The organism is Halohasta sp. A2, assembly GCF_056175805.1.
In genome coordinates this window covers 1-17,011 of the sequence record NZ_JAQFWV010000068.1, presented here as the reverse complement: position 1 = coordinate 17,011, position 17,011 = coordinate 1, and the positions used below count along the sequence as shown (strand labels likewise).

At 57.5% G+C, this 17,011-nt stretch carries 11 protein-coding genes and 1 pseudogene; 4 read left to right on the top strand and 8 right to left on the bottom strand.

Annotation, left to right across the window (positions count from 1 at the left end; all coding sequences use genetic code 11):
• Positions 1 to 640: 640 nt before the first annotated feature.
• The 7 genes from O2S87_RS15020 to O2S87_RS14990 form a co-directional block, all read right to left on the bottom strand.
• Positions 641 to 1,300: a DUF1028 domain-containing protein gene (locus O2S87_RS15020; protein WP_475409591.1), complete on the bottom strand. Its 660-nt coding sequence runs from the start codon at positions 1,298 to 1,300 to the stop codon at positions 641 to 643.
• Positions 1,300 to 3,489 (bottom strand): ABC transporter ATP-binding protein, encoded by a 2,190-nt coding sequence (locus O2S87_RS15015; RefSeq protein ID WP_475409590.1) that lies wholly within the window; start codon positions 3,487 to 3,489, stop codon positions 1,300 to 1,302. The genes O2S87_RS15020 and O2S87_RS15015 overlap by 1 nt, the downstream gene beginning before the upstream one ends.
• A complete protein-coding gene (locus O2S87_RS15010; RefSeq protein ID WP_475409589.1) occupies positions 3,486 to 4,409 on the bottom strand; it encodes an ABC transporter permease in 924 nt (307 codons plus the stop codon). The genes O2S87_RS15015 and O2S87_RS15010 overlap by 4 nt, the downstream gene beginning before the upstream one ends.
• A complete protein-coding gene (locus tag O2S87_RS15005; RefSeq protein ID WP_475409588.1) occupies positions 4,409 to 5,368 on the bottom strand; it encodes an ABC transporter permease in 960 nt (319 codons plus the stop codon). Before O2S87_RS15005 ends, O2S87_RS15010 begins: the two co-directional genes overlap by 1 nt.
• A 51-nt stretch (positions 5,369 to 5,419) precedes the next feature.
• Complete coding sequence (locus O2S87_RS15000) at positions 5,420 to 7,000, bottom strand: ABC transporter substrate-binding protein (protein WP_475409587.1); 1,581 nt, start codon at positions 6,998 to 7,000, stop codon at positions 5,420 to 5,422.
• A gap of 207 nt (positions 7,001 to 7,207) precedes the next feature.
• Positions 7,208 to 8,458 (bottom strand): hydantoinase/carbamoylase family amidase, encoded by a 1,251-nt coding sequence (locus tag O2S87_RS14995; protein WP_475409586.1) that lies wholly within the window; start codon positions 8,456 to 8,458, stop codon positions 7,208 to 7,210.
• Between the two features lie 269 nt (positions 8,459 to 8,727).
• Positions 8,728 to 9,972: an RNA-guided endonuclease TnpB family protein gene (locus tag O2S87_RS14990; RefSeq protein WP_475409585.1), complete on the bottom strand. Its 1,245-nt coding sequence runs from the start codon at positions 9,970 to 9,972 to the stop codon at positions 8,728 to 8,730.
• 58 nt (positions 9,973 to 10,030) lie between these two features.
• On the opposite strand from O2S87_RS14990, the gene O2S87_RS14985 reads away from it, so the two are divergent.
• The 4 genes from O2S87_RS14985 (at position 10,031) to O2S87_RS14970 (ending at position 15,626) form a co-directional block, all read left to right on the top strand.
• On the top strand, positions 10,031 to 10,168 hold the full coding sequence (locus tag O2S87_RS14985; RefSeq protein ID WP_475409584.1) for a hypothetical protein: 138 nt from the start codon (positions 10,031 to 10,033) through the stop codon (positions 10,166 to 10,168).
• Positions 10,169 to 10,502: 334 nt separating this feature from the next.
• Positions 10,503 to 13,799: a PAS domain-containing protein gene (locus O2S87_RS14980; RefSeq protein WP_475409583.1), complete on the top strand. Its 3,297-nt coding sequence runs from the start codon at positions 10,503 to 10,505 to the stop codon at positions 13,797 to 13,799.
• 65 nt (positions 13,800 to 13,864) lie between these two features.
• The gene (locus tag O2S87_RS14975) at positions 13,865 to 14,293 is read left to right on the top strand and encodes a hypothetical protein (protein WP_475409582.1); all 429 of its coding nucleotides are present in this window, start codon (positions 13,865 to 13,867) and stop codon (positions 14,291 to 14,293) included.
• A 13-nt stretch (positions 14,294 to 14,306) separates the two neighbouring features.
• Entirely contained in the window at positions 14,307 to 15,626 is a 1,320-nt protein-coding gene (locus O2S87_RS14970; protein ID WP_475409581.1) for a helix-turn-helix domain-containing protein, read from the top strand.
• A gap of 645 nt (positions 15,627 to 16,271) precedes the next feature.
• On the opposite strand, the pseudogene O2S87_RS14965 reads toward O2S87_RS14970, so the two are convergent.
• A pseudogene (locus O2S87_RS14965) lies at positions 16,272 to 16,859 on the bottom strand (TVP38/TMEM64 family protein); the annotation flags it as partial.
• Between the last annotated feature and the right edge of the window lie 152 nt (positions 16,860 to 17,011).

The following is a 17,011-nucleotide window of genomic DNA, read 5'->3' as shown; positions in this document are numbered from 1 at the left end:
CCAGAGACATCCATGTCACACAGCTGTCCATCTTCATCAGCTATTGATCGCCAGCCCCGCGAACGGCGTCCCATTTCCTGGAGTTGATTGGTCAGCTACGGCGTTAGAACTTGTGGGTAAGAGACAGCGCTAAAGCGCGAGGCTTTCTCCTTGATCCTCCGTAATCGACCCGACCGTGGCCGATCGACTTACTACCGTACTGCCGGTCGAGGAACTACACGAAGAAGACGTTATTTAGAATAGTTTTCACATCTTATACAGGAAATGAGTTGAAGGCACGCATCAATTCCATCCTCCGGGATTGTGGGTTGCCACAATCTCGGAGGATGATCCATTTTGTGCGTAGTTTTCGTGTTAGTGGTGGCCGAATGGACTCTGTGGGTAAGGAAATAGTCGTCTCTCTCGGTCCAAACTTGTCAGATACACCAACGCATCTTACTATTCGAGGTCTCACAGAGTGCCTCCACTCACCTTGGACAGTCCGAACCGGCGAAAAGCGTTAATCTGATAAGATCCGTGCTGAGCAAACCAACTCGACACACTCGCCAGCCATCAGAACCGGTGCATAGTCCATTTCACTGTCGACCGATCCTACTTGGAAAAACCGCCGATTCCTCGCTTCGGTTCGCTACGTATGTCTTCAGTCGATGGGGTATCGCTGACGGTCTGCTAAGGGAACTTCTTCATCCCACTCCACATCAAGAGCACTCGCAGCATTGTGAATCCGTCCGAGCTCCTCAACTGCTCGCGCATGTTCGTCGACCCGGAGGTCGTGTGCGAGCCGTGGATTCTCGCGGTCGTAGACGACGAGGGCTGCACTCTGTGCATGGCCCGCCCGTTTGTCCCCGCCTGCGTCTTCTCCGGCATCTAGCGCCGCGAGGAGCCGCTCGTCAAGCGGCCGGTCCGCGGTCGCCTCAAACCGGTCGACGACCGCATCGATCACCTCGACTCCGGCTAACATGTTCCCGGCGACGGTGAGACCCCCACCCTCGTAGTCACCCGCCCACGAGACACACTCTGAGCCGGTGAACACGGCGGTCTGTTCGCCGTCGACGCCGTGGACCTGTCGACACGAGGCGTGGGGGTCGTCAGCCAGAAGCGACGTAAGCGTCTCGTCGATCGGCGTGCCCTCGTCCAATCGACGGACTGCCCTGATCCCGAGCGGTGTGTTCGTCGTCGCCTGCGTACAGACCGCCCCCGAGTGCGAGACGAACGGGACCGTACTGCCGACCGCGATCGATTTCGTCGCCACCGCAGCTCCGTGCCGACCATCGAGGCTCGCACAGATCGAGAACGTCACTAGTCGGCCTCCTCTGGCAGTTCTGTCTCTCCGGTCGACCCGTCAAAGACCGGGTCACTCATCGCTTCGGTCGAGAGATGACAGGCGATGACGTGGTCCTCACCGACCGATTCGGCGGTCGGGTCCTCGCGCTCACAGACATCGCCGATCTTCTTCGGACAACGCGTGTGGAACGGACAGCCCGTCGGTGGATCGATCGGACTCGGAACCGACCCATCGAGCAGGATGCGCTCGACCCGTCTGGTCGGATCGGCGTGTGGAACCGCCGACAGGAGACTCTCGGTATAGGGGTGATACGGCGGCTCGAAGACGGCGTCGACCGAGCCGAACTCCGCGATCTTTCCGAGGTACATCACCGCGACCCGGTCACAGATGTGCCGGACGACACTGATGTTGTGCGAGATGAACAGGTACGAGAGCCCGAAATCGTCCTGAACGTCGTCGAGCAGATTCAGAATCTGGGCCTGAACACTCACGTCGAGCGCCGAGACCGGCTCGTCACAGACGATGAGATCCGGCTCGACCGCCAGCGCGTTGGCGATGGCGATCCGCTGCTGTTGGCCGCCCGAGAACTGGTGTGGATACTTGTCGACGTCGCTCGCCTGCAAGCCGACCCGTTCGAGCAGCTCCTCGGTGCGTTCGCGTTTCTCCTCGCCGGTAGCGATCCCGTGTTTTTCCATCCCGCGGCCGATGATCCGGCCGACCGTCTTCCGGGGATTGAGCGAGCTCTGTGGGTCTTGGAAGATGATCTGCATCTCCTGTCGCAGGCTCCGAATCTCTCTGGTTCCGAGCTCGTGCAACGGGTGTCCGTCGAAGTAGATCTCCCCGTCTGTCGGTTCGAGGAGCTTGAGAACGGTTCGTGCAACCGTCGACTTTCCACAGCCCGACTCACCGACGAGCCCGACGGTTTCGCCCTTGTGGATGGTGAAGTCGACGCCGTCGACCGCCTTCACATATCGCCGTTCGAGCGTCGGCATCCCCCCATCGCCACGGCTGATCGAGACGTTGCCGAACAGGCCATCGCCCGCCGAAAAGTACTTTTTCAACCCCGTGACTTCGAGCAGCGGCTCGCTGTGGATCTCGTGGTGTCGACGTTTGATGCCCTCCTCGATAGTAGGCTCTGTGAGATCGAGGTCCTCGGCTCGGATGCAAGCCGCGGCCGATCCAGCGGGCGCATCTGCCGGTGATTCGAGCATCGGATCGTCACCGACGCGGCACTCGTCGGTCGCGTGTGGACAGCGGTCGGCGAAGTTACAGCCCGCGGGAAGCCCCCGGAGATCCGGCATCGATCCTGAAAGGGCGTACAGCCGGTCGCGGTCGGCATCGATGCTCGGAATGGCGTCGATCAACGAGCGGGTATAGGGGTGCCTCGGTCGCTCGAAGACGTCGTCGACCTGCCCGGTCTCGACGAGGTTTCCGGCGTACATGACGCCAACCCGGTCGCAGGTTTGGGCGACGACGCCGAGATTGTGCGTGATCATGAGAATCGAAACGCCGCGTTCTTCTCGCAGTTCGTTCAACAGATCGAGAATCTTCGCCTGCGTCGTCACATCGAGTGCTGTCGTCGGCTCATCAGCGATGATGAGATCTGGCTCGCAGGACAGCCCGATGGCGATGAGCACCCGCTGGCGCATGCCGCCGGAAAACTCGTGTGGATACTCGTCGATCCGGTAGGCGGGGTCGGGAATGCCGACTTCTTCCATCGCCTCGATGGCGATCTCGCGGGCCTCCGCCTTGCTCACATCCTGGTGGGTCAGGATCGTCTCGACGATCTGCTCGCCGACGGTGAGCACCGGGTTGAGCGAAGTCATCGGATCCTGTGGGATCAGCGTGATCTTGTTGCCACGAACCGTTCGCATAGCCGATTCGGAGAGTTCGAGCAGATCCTGTCCGTCGAAGTCAACAGAGCCGGAAACGATCTCGCCCGGCGACTGAATAAGCCGGAGGATCGACTTCGCGGTCACACTCTTTCCTGCACCGGACTCGCCGACGATGCCGAGTACCTCGCCCTCGCCGATCGAGAACGAGACGTCGTCGACGGCGGTCACGGTGCCGTCTTCGGTCCGGAACTGTGTGCGGAGCGATTCAACCGCCAGCAGTGGGGCTGGCCGGTCGACCGATCCGGCCCGAGCGGAGTCGGTCGACTCGCTGAGTCCGGCGGTCGTCGTGTTCGTCGTAGGTTCTGTCATTCGATGATCTCTCCTTTTGGATCGAGAACGTCACGCAAGCCGTCGCCGAGCAGATTGAACCCGATGACGGCAAAGCCGATCGCCGCGGCGGGGAAGAAGACGATCCACGGGGCGTCGCCCATGAACGACCATCCCTGATTGATCATCAGTCCCCACGACGAGTCCGGTGGTTGGACGCCCAGTCCGAGAAACGAGAGGCTCGCTTCGAGCAGCATCGTAAAGGCGATGTTGATCGATCCCTGGACGAGCAGCGGTCCGACGCAGTTGGGCAACACCTCTCTAAAGATGATGTAGCCGTCGCTCTCGCCGCGGGCGACCGCGGCTTCGATATACGATTCGTTGCGAACCGAGAGCGCGGCACTGCGTGCGACACGCGCGATAAACGGCGTGTAGACCAGTGCCAACGCCATGATCACGTTGGTAAGCGACGATCCCATCACCGCGACGATCACGAGCGCAAGGAGGATCGGCGGGAACGACATCATCGCGTCCATCGTCCGCATCAAGCCCTCGTCGACGAGACCTTGGTAGTAGCCCGCAATGATGCCGATCGTCGTTCCCGCAACCATCGCTGCCGAAATCGACAGGAAGCCGACGTACAGTGAGATTCTCGCACCCACCATCACGCGGCTCAGGATGTCGCGGCCGAGGTCGTCGGTCCCCATCGGATGTTCGAGTGTGGGACCGAGTTCGCGGTTGACCACGTCGGTCTCTTGTGGGTCGTGCGGGATGAGCGAAAACGGCTGGATAGTCGTATCGAACACCGTGATCTGACGCGCAAAGATCGCCGTCAGGACGATGATCGTGATGATGCCGAGGCCGATCATCGCCTTCTCGTTTGCCCGGAACATCCTGAGGAATCGGCTGTAGTGGGCCTTGCGCTCGTCGCTCAGCGTGAACCGGCCCGATTCGGTCGACATCAGTTCTCACCTCCGTACCGGATACGCGGATCGACGTACGAGTAGAAGGCGTCGGCCATGAAGTTCGACACCATGTATATCAGTGCGATAACGATGACACAGCCCTGCAACAGCGGGATGTCTCGGTTCTCGATGGCGGTCAGGGTGAGTCGGCCGATGCCGGGCCACGAAAACACCTCTTCGAGGACGACGACACCACCGAAGGCGTAGCTGAACTGGAAGGCGATAACCGTGATCACCGGAATGGCGGCGTTTTTCAGCGCGTGCCGGGTAATCACTGTCCGCTCGTCGAGACCCTTCGCGCGGGCAAAGGCAATGTAATCCTCGGAGAGTTCGTCGATCATACTCGACCGGGTCATCCGCATGATGTAGGCGGTGAGCGCGATGCCCATCGCACTCGCCGGGAGCACCAGATAGCGAAGCGACGCGATCGGGTCCTCGAACGGCGAGACATACCCTCGCGTCGGAAACGCCCCCAGCGAGATCGCAAACACGTAGATGAAGACGAGTCCCCATAGGAAGATCGGCAGCGAGAGGCCGATAAACGCGAGCATCGACGCGGTGAGGTCCGCTGGTTGGTTCTTTTTAACCGCGGCGATAATGCCGAGCGGAATCGACAGGCTCACCGAGATGATGGTCGCCGAAACCGCAAGCAGCAGCGATCGTGGGAGTCGGATCGAGATCAACTCGGCGACCGGATCGCCGTAGCGAAGCGACTCGCCCAGATCGCCACTGAACATCCCGATGATCCAGTCGACGTACTGGACGTACAGCGGCTGATCGAGCCCGAGTTGCGCTTCGAGCTGTGTGATCGCCCCCTCGCCCGCGTTCGGCCCTAAGATGAGTAGCGCGACGTTTCCCGGCAGGATGTTCGTGAGCACGAACGTGATCACTGTCACGAGAACGAGCGTAATCACTGTGAATGCGAGTCGCTTCGAAAGGTAACTGACAAACGCCATCAGTCGAGGTGCCTCCAGATCGGTCGTGGCTTGGCCCAGATCATTGTCTGCTTACTCGTCGAGCCAGGTGTCCTCGAACCGGAACGTCGATCCATCAGGTGAGGCGACCTCACCGTTGTAGTCGGGAGTCCGGACCATTAGCGTCGGCATCCAGTACAACATGAGGTGTCCCGAGCGTTTCTCCCGGAGGATCTCGGCGGCCTCGTGGTACATCGGGGCGCGCTCTTCGACATCGAAGACACGGCGGGCCTCGTCGACGAGTTCGTTGTATTCGTCGTCTTCCCAGCCCGTAAAGGTGAGCGCACCGTCGGGATGCAGCGGGTTGTGGAAGCCAGCGTCGGGGTACCACAGCGCGAGGTAGGAACTCGTCGTCGCCTCGAAGTCCTTGTCGGTGTAGACGTCACTGAGCCAGTTACTCCAGGTGATCTGCTCGATGTCGAGTTCGATGCCGACCTCGGATGCTTGGGATTCGATGACCTGTGCGGCGGTCACCTGATCGTTGTAGTCCTGCGGGATCTGGAACGTCGCCTCGAAGCCGTCGGGGTAACCCGCCGCTTCGAGGTGTTCTTGGGCTTTGTCGTAGTCCTGCTCGCGCACTTCAAGCGACGGGTGTTCCCACTCGGTGTCGGGCGCGCCCGGACCGGTCGCAGCCCGGCCGTTGCCGTAGAGTGCGGCCTCGACGACCTCCTCGCGGTCGATGGTGTATTCGAGTGCGAGCCGTGCGTCGCGGCTGTCGAAGGGTTCTTCGTTGCAGTTGAGTCCGAGGTAGGTCAACGACTGCGGGAACCGTCGGATGAAGTCGACACTGGAGTCGTCTTCGAGCGACTCGGCATCACGGGGTGGCACATCGTTGATGAAGTCGACTTCGCCCGATTCAAACGTGTCGAGGCGGTTATCGTTGCTCGCAATCTCGGTTTTGATGATCCGATCGAGGTATGGGAGATCCTCCTCCCAGTAGTCGTCGAACCGCTCCATGATGAACTCCTGGTCGAGTTCACGGCTTTCGAGCATGTACGGTCCCGTTCCGATTGGTTCGTCGATAGAGTCCTGTTCGGCCTGGCTCGCCGGGACGATGTGCATATATGCGGTCGCCATCCGCGAAAGCAGCGGCGCAAACGGCTCGGAAAGCTGGACGTTGAACGTGTAGTCGTCCGGCGTGTCCATCGAATCGATGAACGAGACGTAATCGTAGGCCAACGCCTCGCGCTCTTCGATTCGCTCCATCGACGCCACAACGTCCGCCGATGTTAGCTCCGATCCGTCGTGAAACGAGACACCCTCCCGAATCGAGAAGCTGATCTCAGTGTTGTCCTCGGAGGTCTCCCACGACTCCGCGAGGAGCGGTTCAAGTTCGTAGTCCCAGTTGACCCGAACCAGTCCTTGAGTGATGTTTTCGAGTACCTGGTGGGATGCGGCCGCACTTTCGAGGTGTGGGTCCAGCGATTGGACCGGGACGCTTCCGCCCCACCGGAGTTCGCCGCCCGAAACCGGGTCGCCCTCTTCCTCGTCTCCCGGCTGATCGTCCGTCGACCCGTCGTCAGTGTCCCCGCTGCCTCCGAGACAGCCAGCGAGTGCAATCGGCACACCCGCCGCGGTCGCCTGCAGAACCCGTCGACGACTGTGCCTAGACATACGTCTCGGAGTATTTTGGCTCTCGTTATTGGTTGTCATACCTACTGACCGTCTCGCAATCTAGAGAATATATAGATATGCATTTTAATCTGTTTACTGTTAGTGTGATTTCATATTATAGTGGAAAAAGAACACATGTGCCTAGATAACTGGACAATATATAGTTGTTTGTGTATTAACACCACCTGTTGATTCTTCCGTTGGCGGCTACGTGGATGCGAGTCGACTGAGCGCTTCAGTGAGGACTGCAGTCGCCGCTGCGGCGTCCTCCCAGTCGGTCCACTCGCGTGGGTTGTGTGAGACACCGTCCTTGGATGGCGCAAAGAGTAACCCGGCATCGGTTACCCGAGCGACGTTCATCGTATCGTGTGCCGCCCCCGAGTGGAGCGAGACCGTTTCGACATCGAGATACTCACCGGCCGCTGTCAACGCCGTTCGACAGCGCGTCGCCATCGGTTCGGGCGGAATATCGTAGGGGCGGTCGATCGTGATCTCGACGTTTCGCTCACGTTCGATGCGCCGGGCATTCGTCTCAAGATTCGAAACGAGTTCGTCGATCGAGTCGGTCGCGACATCACGAATGTCGACGCCCAACTCGACCTGCCCGGGAATGACGTTGGTCGCATTCGGCGTCGGTTGTGCCTTGCCGACCGTTCCGACCGCCGAGGGGGAGGTCTCTGAGGCGACCTCGATGGCCGCCGATTCGAGATCAAGGACGAGCTCGCTGGCGGCGGCAAGGGCGTCCTTGCGCTCTCCCATGGGAGTCGACCCTGCGTGGTCGGCTTCGCCCGTGACGGTCACAAAGCAGTGAGTGATCCCCGAAATCGTTGTGACGATCCCCGCGGCAGCATCGCGTTCTTCGAGTTTCGTCCCTTGTTCGATGTGGAGTTCGAGCCACGAATCCCACGAGGCCGCATCGAGACGACCCTCGCCACGAAAGCCGATCGAATCGAGTGCCGCTTCGAGCGTCGTTCCCGACGCGTCGGTGAGTTCGAGTGCCGTCTGTGGATCGCGTTGGCCCGTCGCGACCGATGAGCCGAGCAGCCCGTTGCCGAACCGCTGGCCCTCCTCCTCGGTGAAACAGACGACATGAATCGGTCGACTGAGTGGCCGATCGGTCGAGGCCAGTGCTCGGACTGATTCAAGACCGGCATACACGCCCAGCGGCCCGTCGAATATGCCACCGACTGGAACCGAATCGAGATGACTCCCGACCGCGACGGGAGCAGCATCCGGATCGGCAGTCTCCGGCACCCACCTCGCTTCGATGTTTCCGACCGCGTCGACGCGAACCGTGAGCCCCGCGTCGGTCGCCCGATCCACGAATCTCGTTCGTGCCTGTCCGTTCGCCTCAGTACCCGTCAACACAGTTCGACCGATCCCGTCGACATCAGATAGCGCACCAAAGCGAGCACTCGCTTCAATGTCTGCCCGAAGTCGCTCTACAGAGACGTTCATCGTCGGCCGAGGTGTGCTGTGCCATGTTATATATTTTTGTGTTTACGCCATGATATTTGCTTAAATCGAGTACTAATTCCCATATTTATTTACATTTGACAAATGCTGTGCCTGTTACCACCGTCTAGCCATCGGTATCTCACACAGTAGAAAACGAAGTGACATCCTCGCCCGCCGTGAACGGAGAGGGACTACGTCCCTCAAGCAATCGGGCTACGCCCGATGACGGCGGGGCTTCCTACAAGGGAAGCCTCGCGTCGAGGGAGGTTTCAAGACTGAAAGGCCACAAGCGTCGTCTGTCCGGGTTTCGGACTCGGCGTGTGGTGTCCTGTGGTAGTGTCACAACTACACCCATCCTGTGGCGAGTCATCGCCTGCCGATTTCCAAGGCGGGCTCTCTCCCCACGGGTCAAGGCGACCAGCGATATTGGCCGCCGCGTTGATATCTGCTTGATACTCCGTAACCCAACACTCGTCGTTCGTACATCGGAACTCCGCTTGCGACCCCCGTCGACCGATATGGCTGCAGGCATGGCACGTCTGAGACGTGTAGGCCGGATTCACGAATCGAACCGGGATACCCGCGTCGGCGGCCTTGTCTTTGATTCGGTCGGTGAGCCGAGCAAACGCCCACCCATGCAACCGACGATTCATATATACGCCGTAATCCAGCCGTTCGCGGATATACGACAGGTCTTCAAGTACAATTACCGGATCATCGAATTGCTGGGCGTACTCAATAGCCTGTCGAGATGCCTTCTCGACAATATCTGTGACTGCGTTCTGGTAGTAGTCGAACCGCTCATCACGTCGCCACTCCGCACATTCTCGTTCTTGCAGGCGTTTCAGCGTGGTGTGCATCTCCTTTCGGAGCTGTCGAGCGCGGCCACCGTCAAACAGAAATGGCTCTTTCAGCGTTCCTTGCTCTGTCAGGGCACAGCCCGTCAGGAGTTTGGATTCGCCGATATCAAATCCGACTGGTGTTGGGTCGTCCGGCATCTCTGCGGCGTCAATCTCGTATTCGACAGTGACGTGCAACACCCAGTTGGTTCGGGTACGTTGCAGGCGGAACTCACCCGGCGACAGCTCGCCATCGAACAGATCAGCCCACAGATCGCGCTGCTCTGGATTAATCCGCAGCGGAATCCAAAAGGCATTGCCACGTCCGGCCTGCGGCACACGCCAGCAGAACTCGTGTCGACGGTTCTCAGAGTGATCGAGACGAAAGCCACGGTTCGTGAACCGAACTGGATGGTCGTCGTCAAGTTCCGAAGCGTTGTATGTGTCTCGGAGTTTCGGGACGTAGCTCTTGAGGGCGTCTTTGGCGTAGGAAGTGAGCGTGTACGGTGTCACAACATCGTTGACTGCCGACTGTGTATTCGCACCGCTCTCGAAAGCATCTTCGAGGGCACGTTGGTACGTCGCCACGGTTCGCTGAAGCCGACGCTCTTTGTGTGCTGTCGGTGGCGCGAGCGTTGCTTCGAGCGTCTTTGTGGCGGTTGGTTCGGTAGTCATCCGACAATAGAGTGTAGGCAACCAAAGCACATAAAACAAACGAATAACAAACGTATGTATGACCAAATACATCCGAATAGAGGTAGAGGACGATCAACACGAACAGCTGAGCGAGATCAAAGATCGTCGCGGATATACGTGGAAAGGGCTATTGCTGGAAGGTGCAAAAGCACTGGACACCGACGAAACGCAGTAGTGGGACAGACAGCTAAGTGTCGCATTCCTCCCCGCCGCAAGCGGCGGGGTTTCCTGCTTGTAAAGAGATGACACCATTCACACCAAATTCTTAATCGACGAATGTTGACCGGGGTAGATTCTGTTGGAAACATCGACCCCAGATCTGACTACGTGCTGTCCGTAGCGGAGTAGTGGAGCGATCGAACCGACAGTATCGCCACGTTTCGATCTCACCACTAAATCCAGTCGATCAGTATGTGACGAAGATGGCTGATTGTCTTTTTAACGCGGGGAGGACCTCAACCTACTGGGAGCGACGGAATCGTTTTGCGTGTTCAAATCTGCGCTACAGTATGCATTCCTCTTCGCCATCAACCGCGACTGTCCTCAAACAGGTCGACAGGCTTGGTCACCCTGGAACGCCAGTGACGATTCACGAGATCGCATCGGACGTTGACTGTGGGGTCGACCGGATTGACACCACGCTTGGAAGGCTTGTTCGTGATGGTGTACTACAAACGAAACAGATCGGTGACCACCATCGGGTGTGGTGGCGGCCAGCCAGCCGACATGCAGCCGACCCCCCACCCGATCAGCGCGAGCAGGATTGGCTTCACACGCTTATTTTCAACCAGACGGTTCAGTTCACAGGGGTGCTCGCGCCCGATGGAACGCTGATAGATGCCAACGAGTCTGCACTCCGGTTCGGCGGCCTTCCACGGTCAGCAGTCGTCGGTCGACCCTTCTGGGAGGCCGACTGGTGGCAGCTATCTACCCAGACACAGCGTCGACTCAAAGATGCCATCCATCAGGCAGCCGCCGGTGAGACTGTTCAGTACGATGTCACTGTTAAGGGGTCGACCCGAACCGCGCCAATAGATTTTTCGCTTCGACCAGTAACCAACGATGACGACGAGGTAACGCTACTCATAGCCGAGGGACGAGACATCAGCGATCACAAAGCCCACGAACAGCAACTTCAACGACAGCGAAATGAACTCGAATCTGAACTCTCGGATGTCCTCGAACGGATTTCCGATGGTGTCTACGGCCTTGACGATCAGTGTCGATTCTTGTACGTTAACGACCACGCCGAAACGCTCCTCGGTATCGACGAGTCAACCGTCAGGGGTTGCGATATTGGGGAGACGATCGAACTCACCGACAGCTTCAGTACGATGCTCCGAAAGGCCGTCGAGGACCAAGAGCCGATCTTTTTCGAGGACTACTACGAGCCGCTTGGCTCGTGGTTCGATAACGCAATATACCCCTCAGAAACGGGTGTCTCAGTCTTTTTCCGCGACATCAGCGAGCGCAAGCGGCTCGAACAGGAGCTTCGGACCGAAACGGAACATTTCCAGGTCGCGCTCCGAAACTCGCCTGTGGTCGCTTTCAGACTGGATACTGATCTCCGCTACACGTGGGTCGGCAACCCGCACCGTGATTTCGTGGTCGAGGATATTCTCGGTAAGCGAGACGACGAACTGCTGGATTCCGAGGCCGCAACGGCCGTGATGGCACTGAAACAGACGGTCCTGGAAACCGGTGAGGGTGTCCGTGAGGAGGTAACCCTCGAACTCCCCGGTGGTGAGACGATCTACGACATGATCATCGAGCCGCTCTTCGACGGTTCTGGTGAAATCAGCGGGCTGACTGCGACCGCTATCGACCTTACTGAGTCCAGACGGGCTGAGGAGGCGCTTCGCAACAGCGAGGAACGATTCCGACTCGCACTGCAGGCCGCGGATGTAGGGGCGTGGGAGCTCGATCTTCGGACCGAAGAGTCGCCGGTTCGGTCACCTGAACACGACCGCATCTTTGGCTACGCCGAGCCGGTCGACGACTGGAGTTTCGAGACCTTTCTTGATCACATCTACCCAGAGGACCGACAGCGGGTCAAGAACGACTTCGAGGCGGCCTTCGAGTCTGGTCTTTGGAAGTTTGAATGTCGTATCCAGCGCGTCGATGGCGTCCAGCGGTGGATCGCCGCCGAAGGCGAATTCCACACGGATGCCGACGGCGAGATGGTTCGTGCGGTCGGCGTTGTCAGGGATATCACTGATCGGAAGAATCGACAACAGGCGCTCAAAGCGTCGGAACAACGGTACAGAACACTCGTAGCGAACTTCCCTAATGGCGGCGTCGCACTGTTAGACAACGAGCTTCGCCACATGATTATCGACGGACAGGGATTTCGGACACTGGGATTCGATGTTGCAAAGCTACGGGGTAAATGTGTTCAGGAAGCGTTCGCGAAGTCGGTCGTCGACGTCCTCGAAACACAGTACAGGGCCACACTCGACGGGGAGACACGTAGTTTTGAACTCGGCATACAGGGACGAACCTGTGCGTTCCGGACAATCCCCCTGCCTACTGCGACGGGAGACTCGACTATCCTCTCGATTTTCCACGATATCACGCTCCAGAAGGCACAACAGGAACGCCAACTCGCAACGCTCGATCAAGTCCACGAAACCGTTCAGGATATCGCCCATCTCACAACCGAGTCCTCGACGCAGGCTGAGATCGAGAGGGTCGTCTGTGATCAGTTCGACGCTTCCGAGGCCTACACGGCAGCGTGGGTCGGACGGTTGAATCACACTGGCCAGACGATTCAACCGTCTACTGCGGGCGGCGGCGACGACCAGACAGTCAACTGTGCGGCGTGTTCTATCGCGGTCGAACCCGACGCGCCGACAGTTGGCGGACCGATAGCCACCGCAATCGAGACAGGTGAGGCCCAGTTCGTGCATACGAGTCCAACCGATCCCGTCTATGTCGAGTGGAGCCGGTCGACGCCCGTTGGGCACCGGCCAGGGGTTGTGATTCCAATTCGGTACGAGGGCCACATCTATGGAGTGGTGGTCGTCTACACCGATCGGGACGGCTTCGAGACGCGCGAACGGGATACGCTCGGGCGGCTTGGTAGCATCATTGGCCACGCCATCAACTCGATCGACCGGAAACGCGCACTAATCGCCGACCGGGTTACCGAGGTCGTCGTTCGGTCGGATGCCCTTGCGGACCCATTCCTTGAGGGGGCTGACGACGATTCGATGACCATCTCTATCGACCGCGTACTGACCCCTAGAAACAATCGTTCGTTGATCTACTATACCATCGACGGGATCGACCCGAATCAGTTTTGCGAAATCATAGAACACCTAGTCGACGACTCTAGTTCTACTGTTCGCCTGCTCGAACAGATCGGCACACGCTCGCGGCTTGAACTGTCGACCGAAGCCGAAACGATCCACTCGGTCGTGGCGAGTCACGGGAGCCAGATTAGTGAGGCCGCGCTTCTGGATGGCGTCTTCCATATCACGATTCAAATTCCGCTGGGAATCGACGTGCGACCGGTGTTGAACGCGGCTCGAAGTATCTACCCGGATCTGAGTCTCGTTTCACAAACCACGATCACGCTACCGACACGAACGCCCACCGACGCGTTTGCGAGGCTCACCGAAGAGCTGACCGACCGCCAACACGAGACACTCGAAGTCGGGTACTACGCAGGCTTTTTTGAGTGGCCCCGCGAGACCAGTGGCGATGAACTCGCCGAACTCCTAGGCGTCTCACCGCCGACCGCGCATCACCACCTTCGACACGCCCAACAGAAGCTCCTTTCTGCGTTCTTTGATGATGTGTAGATTGGCTGATTCTAATGGGTTTGAAGGCGGGGTTAATTCGATACGCGATAACTGTACAATACAGTATGACGATCAATTCCACGATACCATACTGGACCCCCACACCGGTCGACACCGAGCGTCGACTGCGCGACTGTCTGGCGGTCTTTCCCCACCGACGGCAGCACGCAATCCTGCGAGCCCCCACCGAACATTCCCCCACACTGTCGATAGCCGAGCTACTCACACGGTTCGTCACGGCGAGCTATGAGACGTCGACGGTGCAGCTACTAGACCTCCCCCTGCTCAATGACCCCCACATTGGGCGACTTCTCGCTCGGGACGACATGTGGGATGATCGAATCACTGTGTTGGCCATCAGACGCCACTGCTTGATTCGAACAATCTTGTGTGACCATCACGAACCCCCCCGTAATCGCCTCGCGGCCCTCGGCTGTGTCCACGAATCGTTCCCTGTTGAGACACCCTCTCCCCCGCAACTACTGACATCCTGACGTGCAAAGCGTTATGAGAATCCTCGACGACGTCACTGATCTTTCAGAGCCCGTTTCTACTGAAGAGGTTGCCAACGCTATTGGATGTAGTCAGTCCGTAGCACACGCCGCATTAATTTCTCTCGCCGAAGAGGGACAGCTTAAATCAAAATCATTCGGTACCAAAATGCAAGTGTGGTGGCGACCGTCTCCTGTAGATGTAGATAATCTCGGTCACACATACGTTAAATCCGATAATAGAGGTACACTTGTTCGTGGTCTAGGCGAACATGCGCTAATCGAGCAGATCTTGGAGGCCAGTCCAGTAAGTATCGTTGTTGTTGACCTCTCTGGGAAGATCGAATTCGCGAACAAACGTGCTGAGGAACTGTTCGGCCTCGAACGGAGTAAGATTACGAGCCGAACCTACAAACAACCCGAGTGGAACATCTATTACGACGATGGAACACCAGTTCCTGTCGACGAACACCCAATCACACGAGTGCTAAAAACGGGACGGCCAGTATATGGATTCGAACACGGGATCGAGCTCCCAGATGGGACCGAACGATGGTTGTCGAGCAACTCAGCACCGGTGCTCAATGAACGCGGTGATCTCGACTGCATTGTCGTGGGTATTGAAGATGCGACGACGCTGAAAGCCCGTGAAGAGAAATTGACGAGTGAGGAGACACGATTAATCAAACTCTCCTCAGAACAGTTGTTCGAGCCGTTCGTGACCGCTACTGATTCCGAATTCCAGATCGATATTGACGAGGTGGTGAGACTTCCCGATGGGACCACACTCGAATACCTCACCGCAACTGGAATTCCAACGAAAACAGTACACAACGTGTTCGTCGAGGATTCCCGCGTTCTGGATACGAAATTGCTCAAGTCGACTGATGAGATCTGTCGACTAGAAGTCCATGTAGAGGGCGTGACTGTCCCGTTGGTCTTTGAAGATCTCGGAGGACAGGTGATCTCTCTCATAAAAACACAACCGGATGGATCAGTGGTGCTTACTGGAAGACTCCCGGGAAATCTGGATCTGCGAACTGCGCTCGGAGAGGTTCGGCGTGTGCAATCGGATATCGAAGTCGTCTCTCACCAACTCGACTACTCACCACGGCTCTTGTACAATATCATCGAAGACGTGCTGACCGAAAGACAACTCGTAGCCGTACAGATGGCCTACTACAGCGGCTACTTTGAGACCCCGCGAGCAAGTTCCGGCGACGAGTTAGCAGATCGCTTGGGAATTACCCGGCAGACATACAATCGCCACCTTCGCAAAGCAGAACAAGCAGTCTTCGAACAGTTATTCGAAGCATCCGGAAAAGGTAGACACTGACTAGTCACTCTCTGTATTTATCTTTTCAGCCGCCTTGCCTTCAAGCGTGGATTAAGTTCCACTCAGTCTGCTGCAAGGGGGAATGCAGCAATAGCACTGAATCCGGGCAGACTGCTAACCCAGCAACAGACCATTCTGGGGGGAATGGTCGTCTTGCTGTGTTGGTATCCATTTTGGGGTCTGCTGGCAGAGATACCGAAGATGTGTTTTGTCCGGAGGCACCGTCAGCCGGGGGTGCTGTAGAGGTGATATATGGAGGAGCTATGAGTCACACCAAACCATCAGACAGGGGGACTGTATTATGATGGGATGATTTTCGGTATCTCTGTATCAGTGCAGGTAGCAGACGGACAAAAGCACAGAGCCTACTCTCTTTGGTTACCAGATTAACACAATCTTTAAAATTGCTCTGTTGAATAGCGATCTAAGTAGTCGATATCACTAGAATCGGTCGAGTCTCCGACCTGGAAGGCGACGGTCGAACTCCCAGAGAACGCCGTCATCGAGCGCGAGTGGTTGAAAAAACGCAACGGGGAATCGATAGAGTGGTCGGGCCACAGATACGCGATACGACCAGAGACCACCACCGTCTGGCCAGTCGAATGACTCCGACAGCACCGGTAGATGTCGGTTATAACCTACAATTCATCTGGACCAGAATCTAAAATCGAGACGTTGTATCACGTCCCGAATCGCCTCTTGCTTATAATACCCGACCACTGAGAAGGCGAGTACAACTCCGATAAGTAGTAGTCCCGACACAAACCGCCCGCTCGCCAGTTGCCCACCGGCATAGACGGTGAGAACGTACGCTGGTAACCGCCCGACACTGATAACGAGTATAAATGTGCGAAGACGCCACTTCGTCAGCCCACTCAGAAAACAGACCGCGTCATCCGGGAGACCTGGAATGATAACAAAGGCGATGAGTCCTGGAATTCCCACCGTGTCGACGAAGCTGTCGAAGCGAGTTATAATGTCTTCGTGGATAATGTCTTCGACGAATGGACGTCCGTACCGCTTGGCCAGACTAAACGCTATGGTGCTACCGAGAAGTACGCCGATGAGACTGTAGACCGTGCCGGCGATCGGACCGAAAAGATATCCGGAAATGAGCGCGAGGATCTGGCCGGGAACCGGTGCGATAACCACCTGAGCAGCCTGTATTAGTATAAAGACGATCGGCGCGAAAATGCCGAACTGCGCGATCCATTCACGGAGTGCTTGGGCATTGAATTGCTCCGTTTATCGCAAGACGGCTCCCGTATTGAATCACTTACATAACAAATTCTCCTGTCTGAGTCGCTGAACTGCCGAATTTCTAGATACAGACATTGCAGAAGCACCCAAACCAGACTATCCAGAACCATCAAATTTATTTTATA

Coding starts and splice junctions, on each gene's coding strand:
- O2S87_RS15015 (WP_475409590.1), bottom strand. CDS start 3,489: ATGACAGAACCTACGACGAACACGACGACCGCCGGACTCAGCGAGTCG.
- O2S87_RS15010 (WP_475409589.1), bottom strand. CDS start 4,409: ATGTCGACCGAATCGGGCCGGTTCACGCTGAGCGACGAGCGCAAGGCC.
- O2S87_RS15005 (WP_475409588.1), bottom strand. CDS start 5,368: ATGGCGTTTGTCAGTTACCTTTCGAAGCGACTCGCATTCACAGTGATT.
- O2S87_RS15000 (WP_475409587.1), bottom strand. CDS start 7,000: ATGTCTAGGCACAGTCGTCGACGGGTTCTGCAGGCGACCGCGGCGGGT.
- O2S87_RS14995 (WP_475409586.1), bottom strand. CDS start 8,458: ATGAACGTCTCTGTAGAGCGACTTCGGGCAGACATTGAAGCGAGTGCT.
- O2S87_RS14990 (WP_475409585.1), bottom strand. CDS start 9,972: ATGACTACCGAACCAACCGCCACAAAGACGCTCGAAGCAACGCTCGCG.
- O2S87_RS14985 (WP_475409584.1), top strand. CDS start 10,031: ATGACCAAATACATCCGAATAGAGGTAGAGGACGATCAACACGAACAG.
- O2S87_RS14980 (WP_475409583.1), top strand. CDS start 10,503: ATGCATTCCTCTTCGCCATCAACCGCGACTGTCCTCAAACAGGTCGAC.
- O2S87_RS14975 (WP_475409582.1), top strand. CDS start 13,865: ATGACGATCAATTCCACGATACCATACTGGACCCCCACACCGGTCGAC.
- O2S87_RS14970 (WP_475409581.1), top strand. CDS start 14,307: ATGAGAATCCTCGACGACGTCACTGATCTTTCAGAGCCCGTTTCTACT.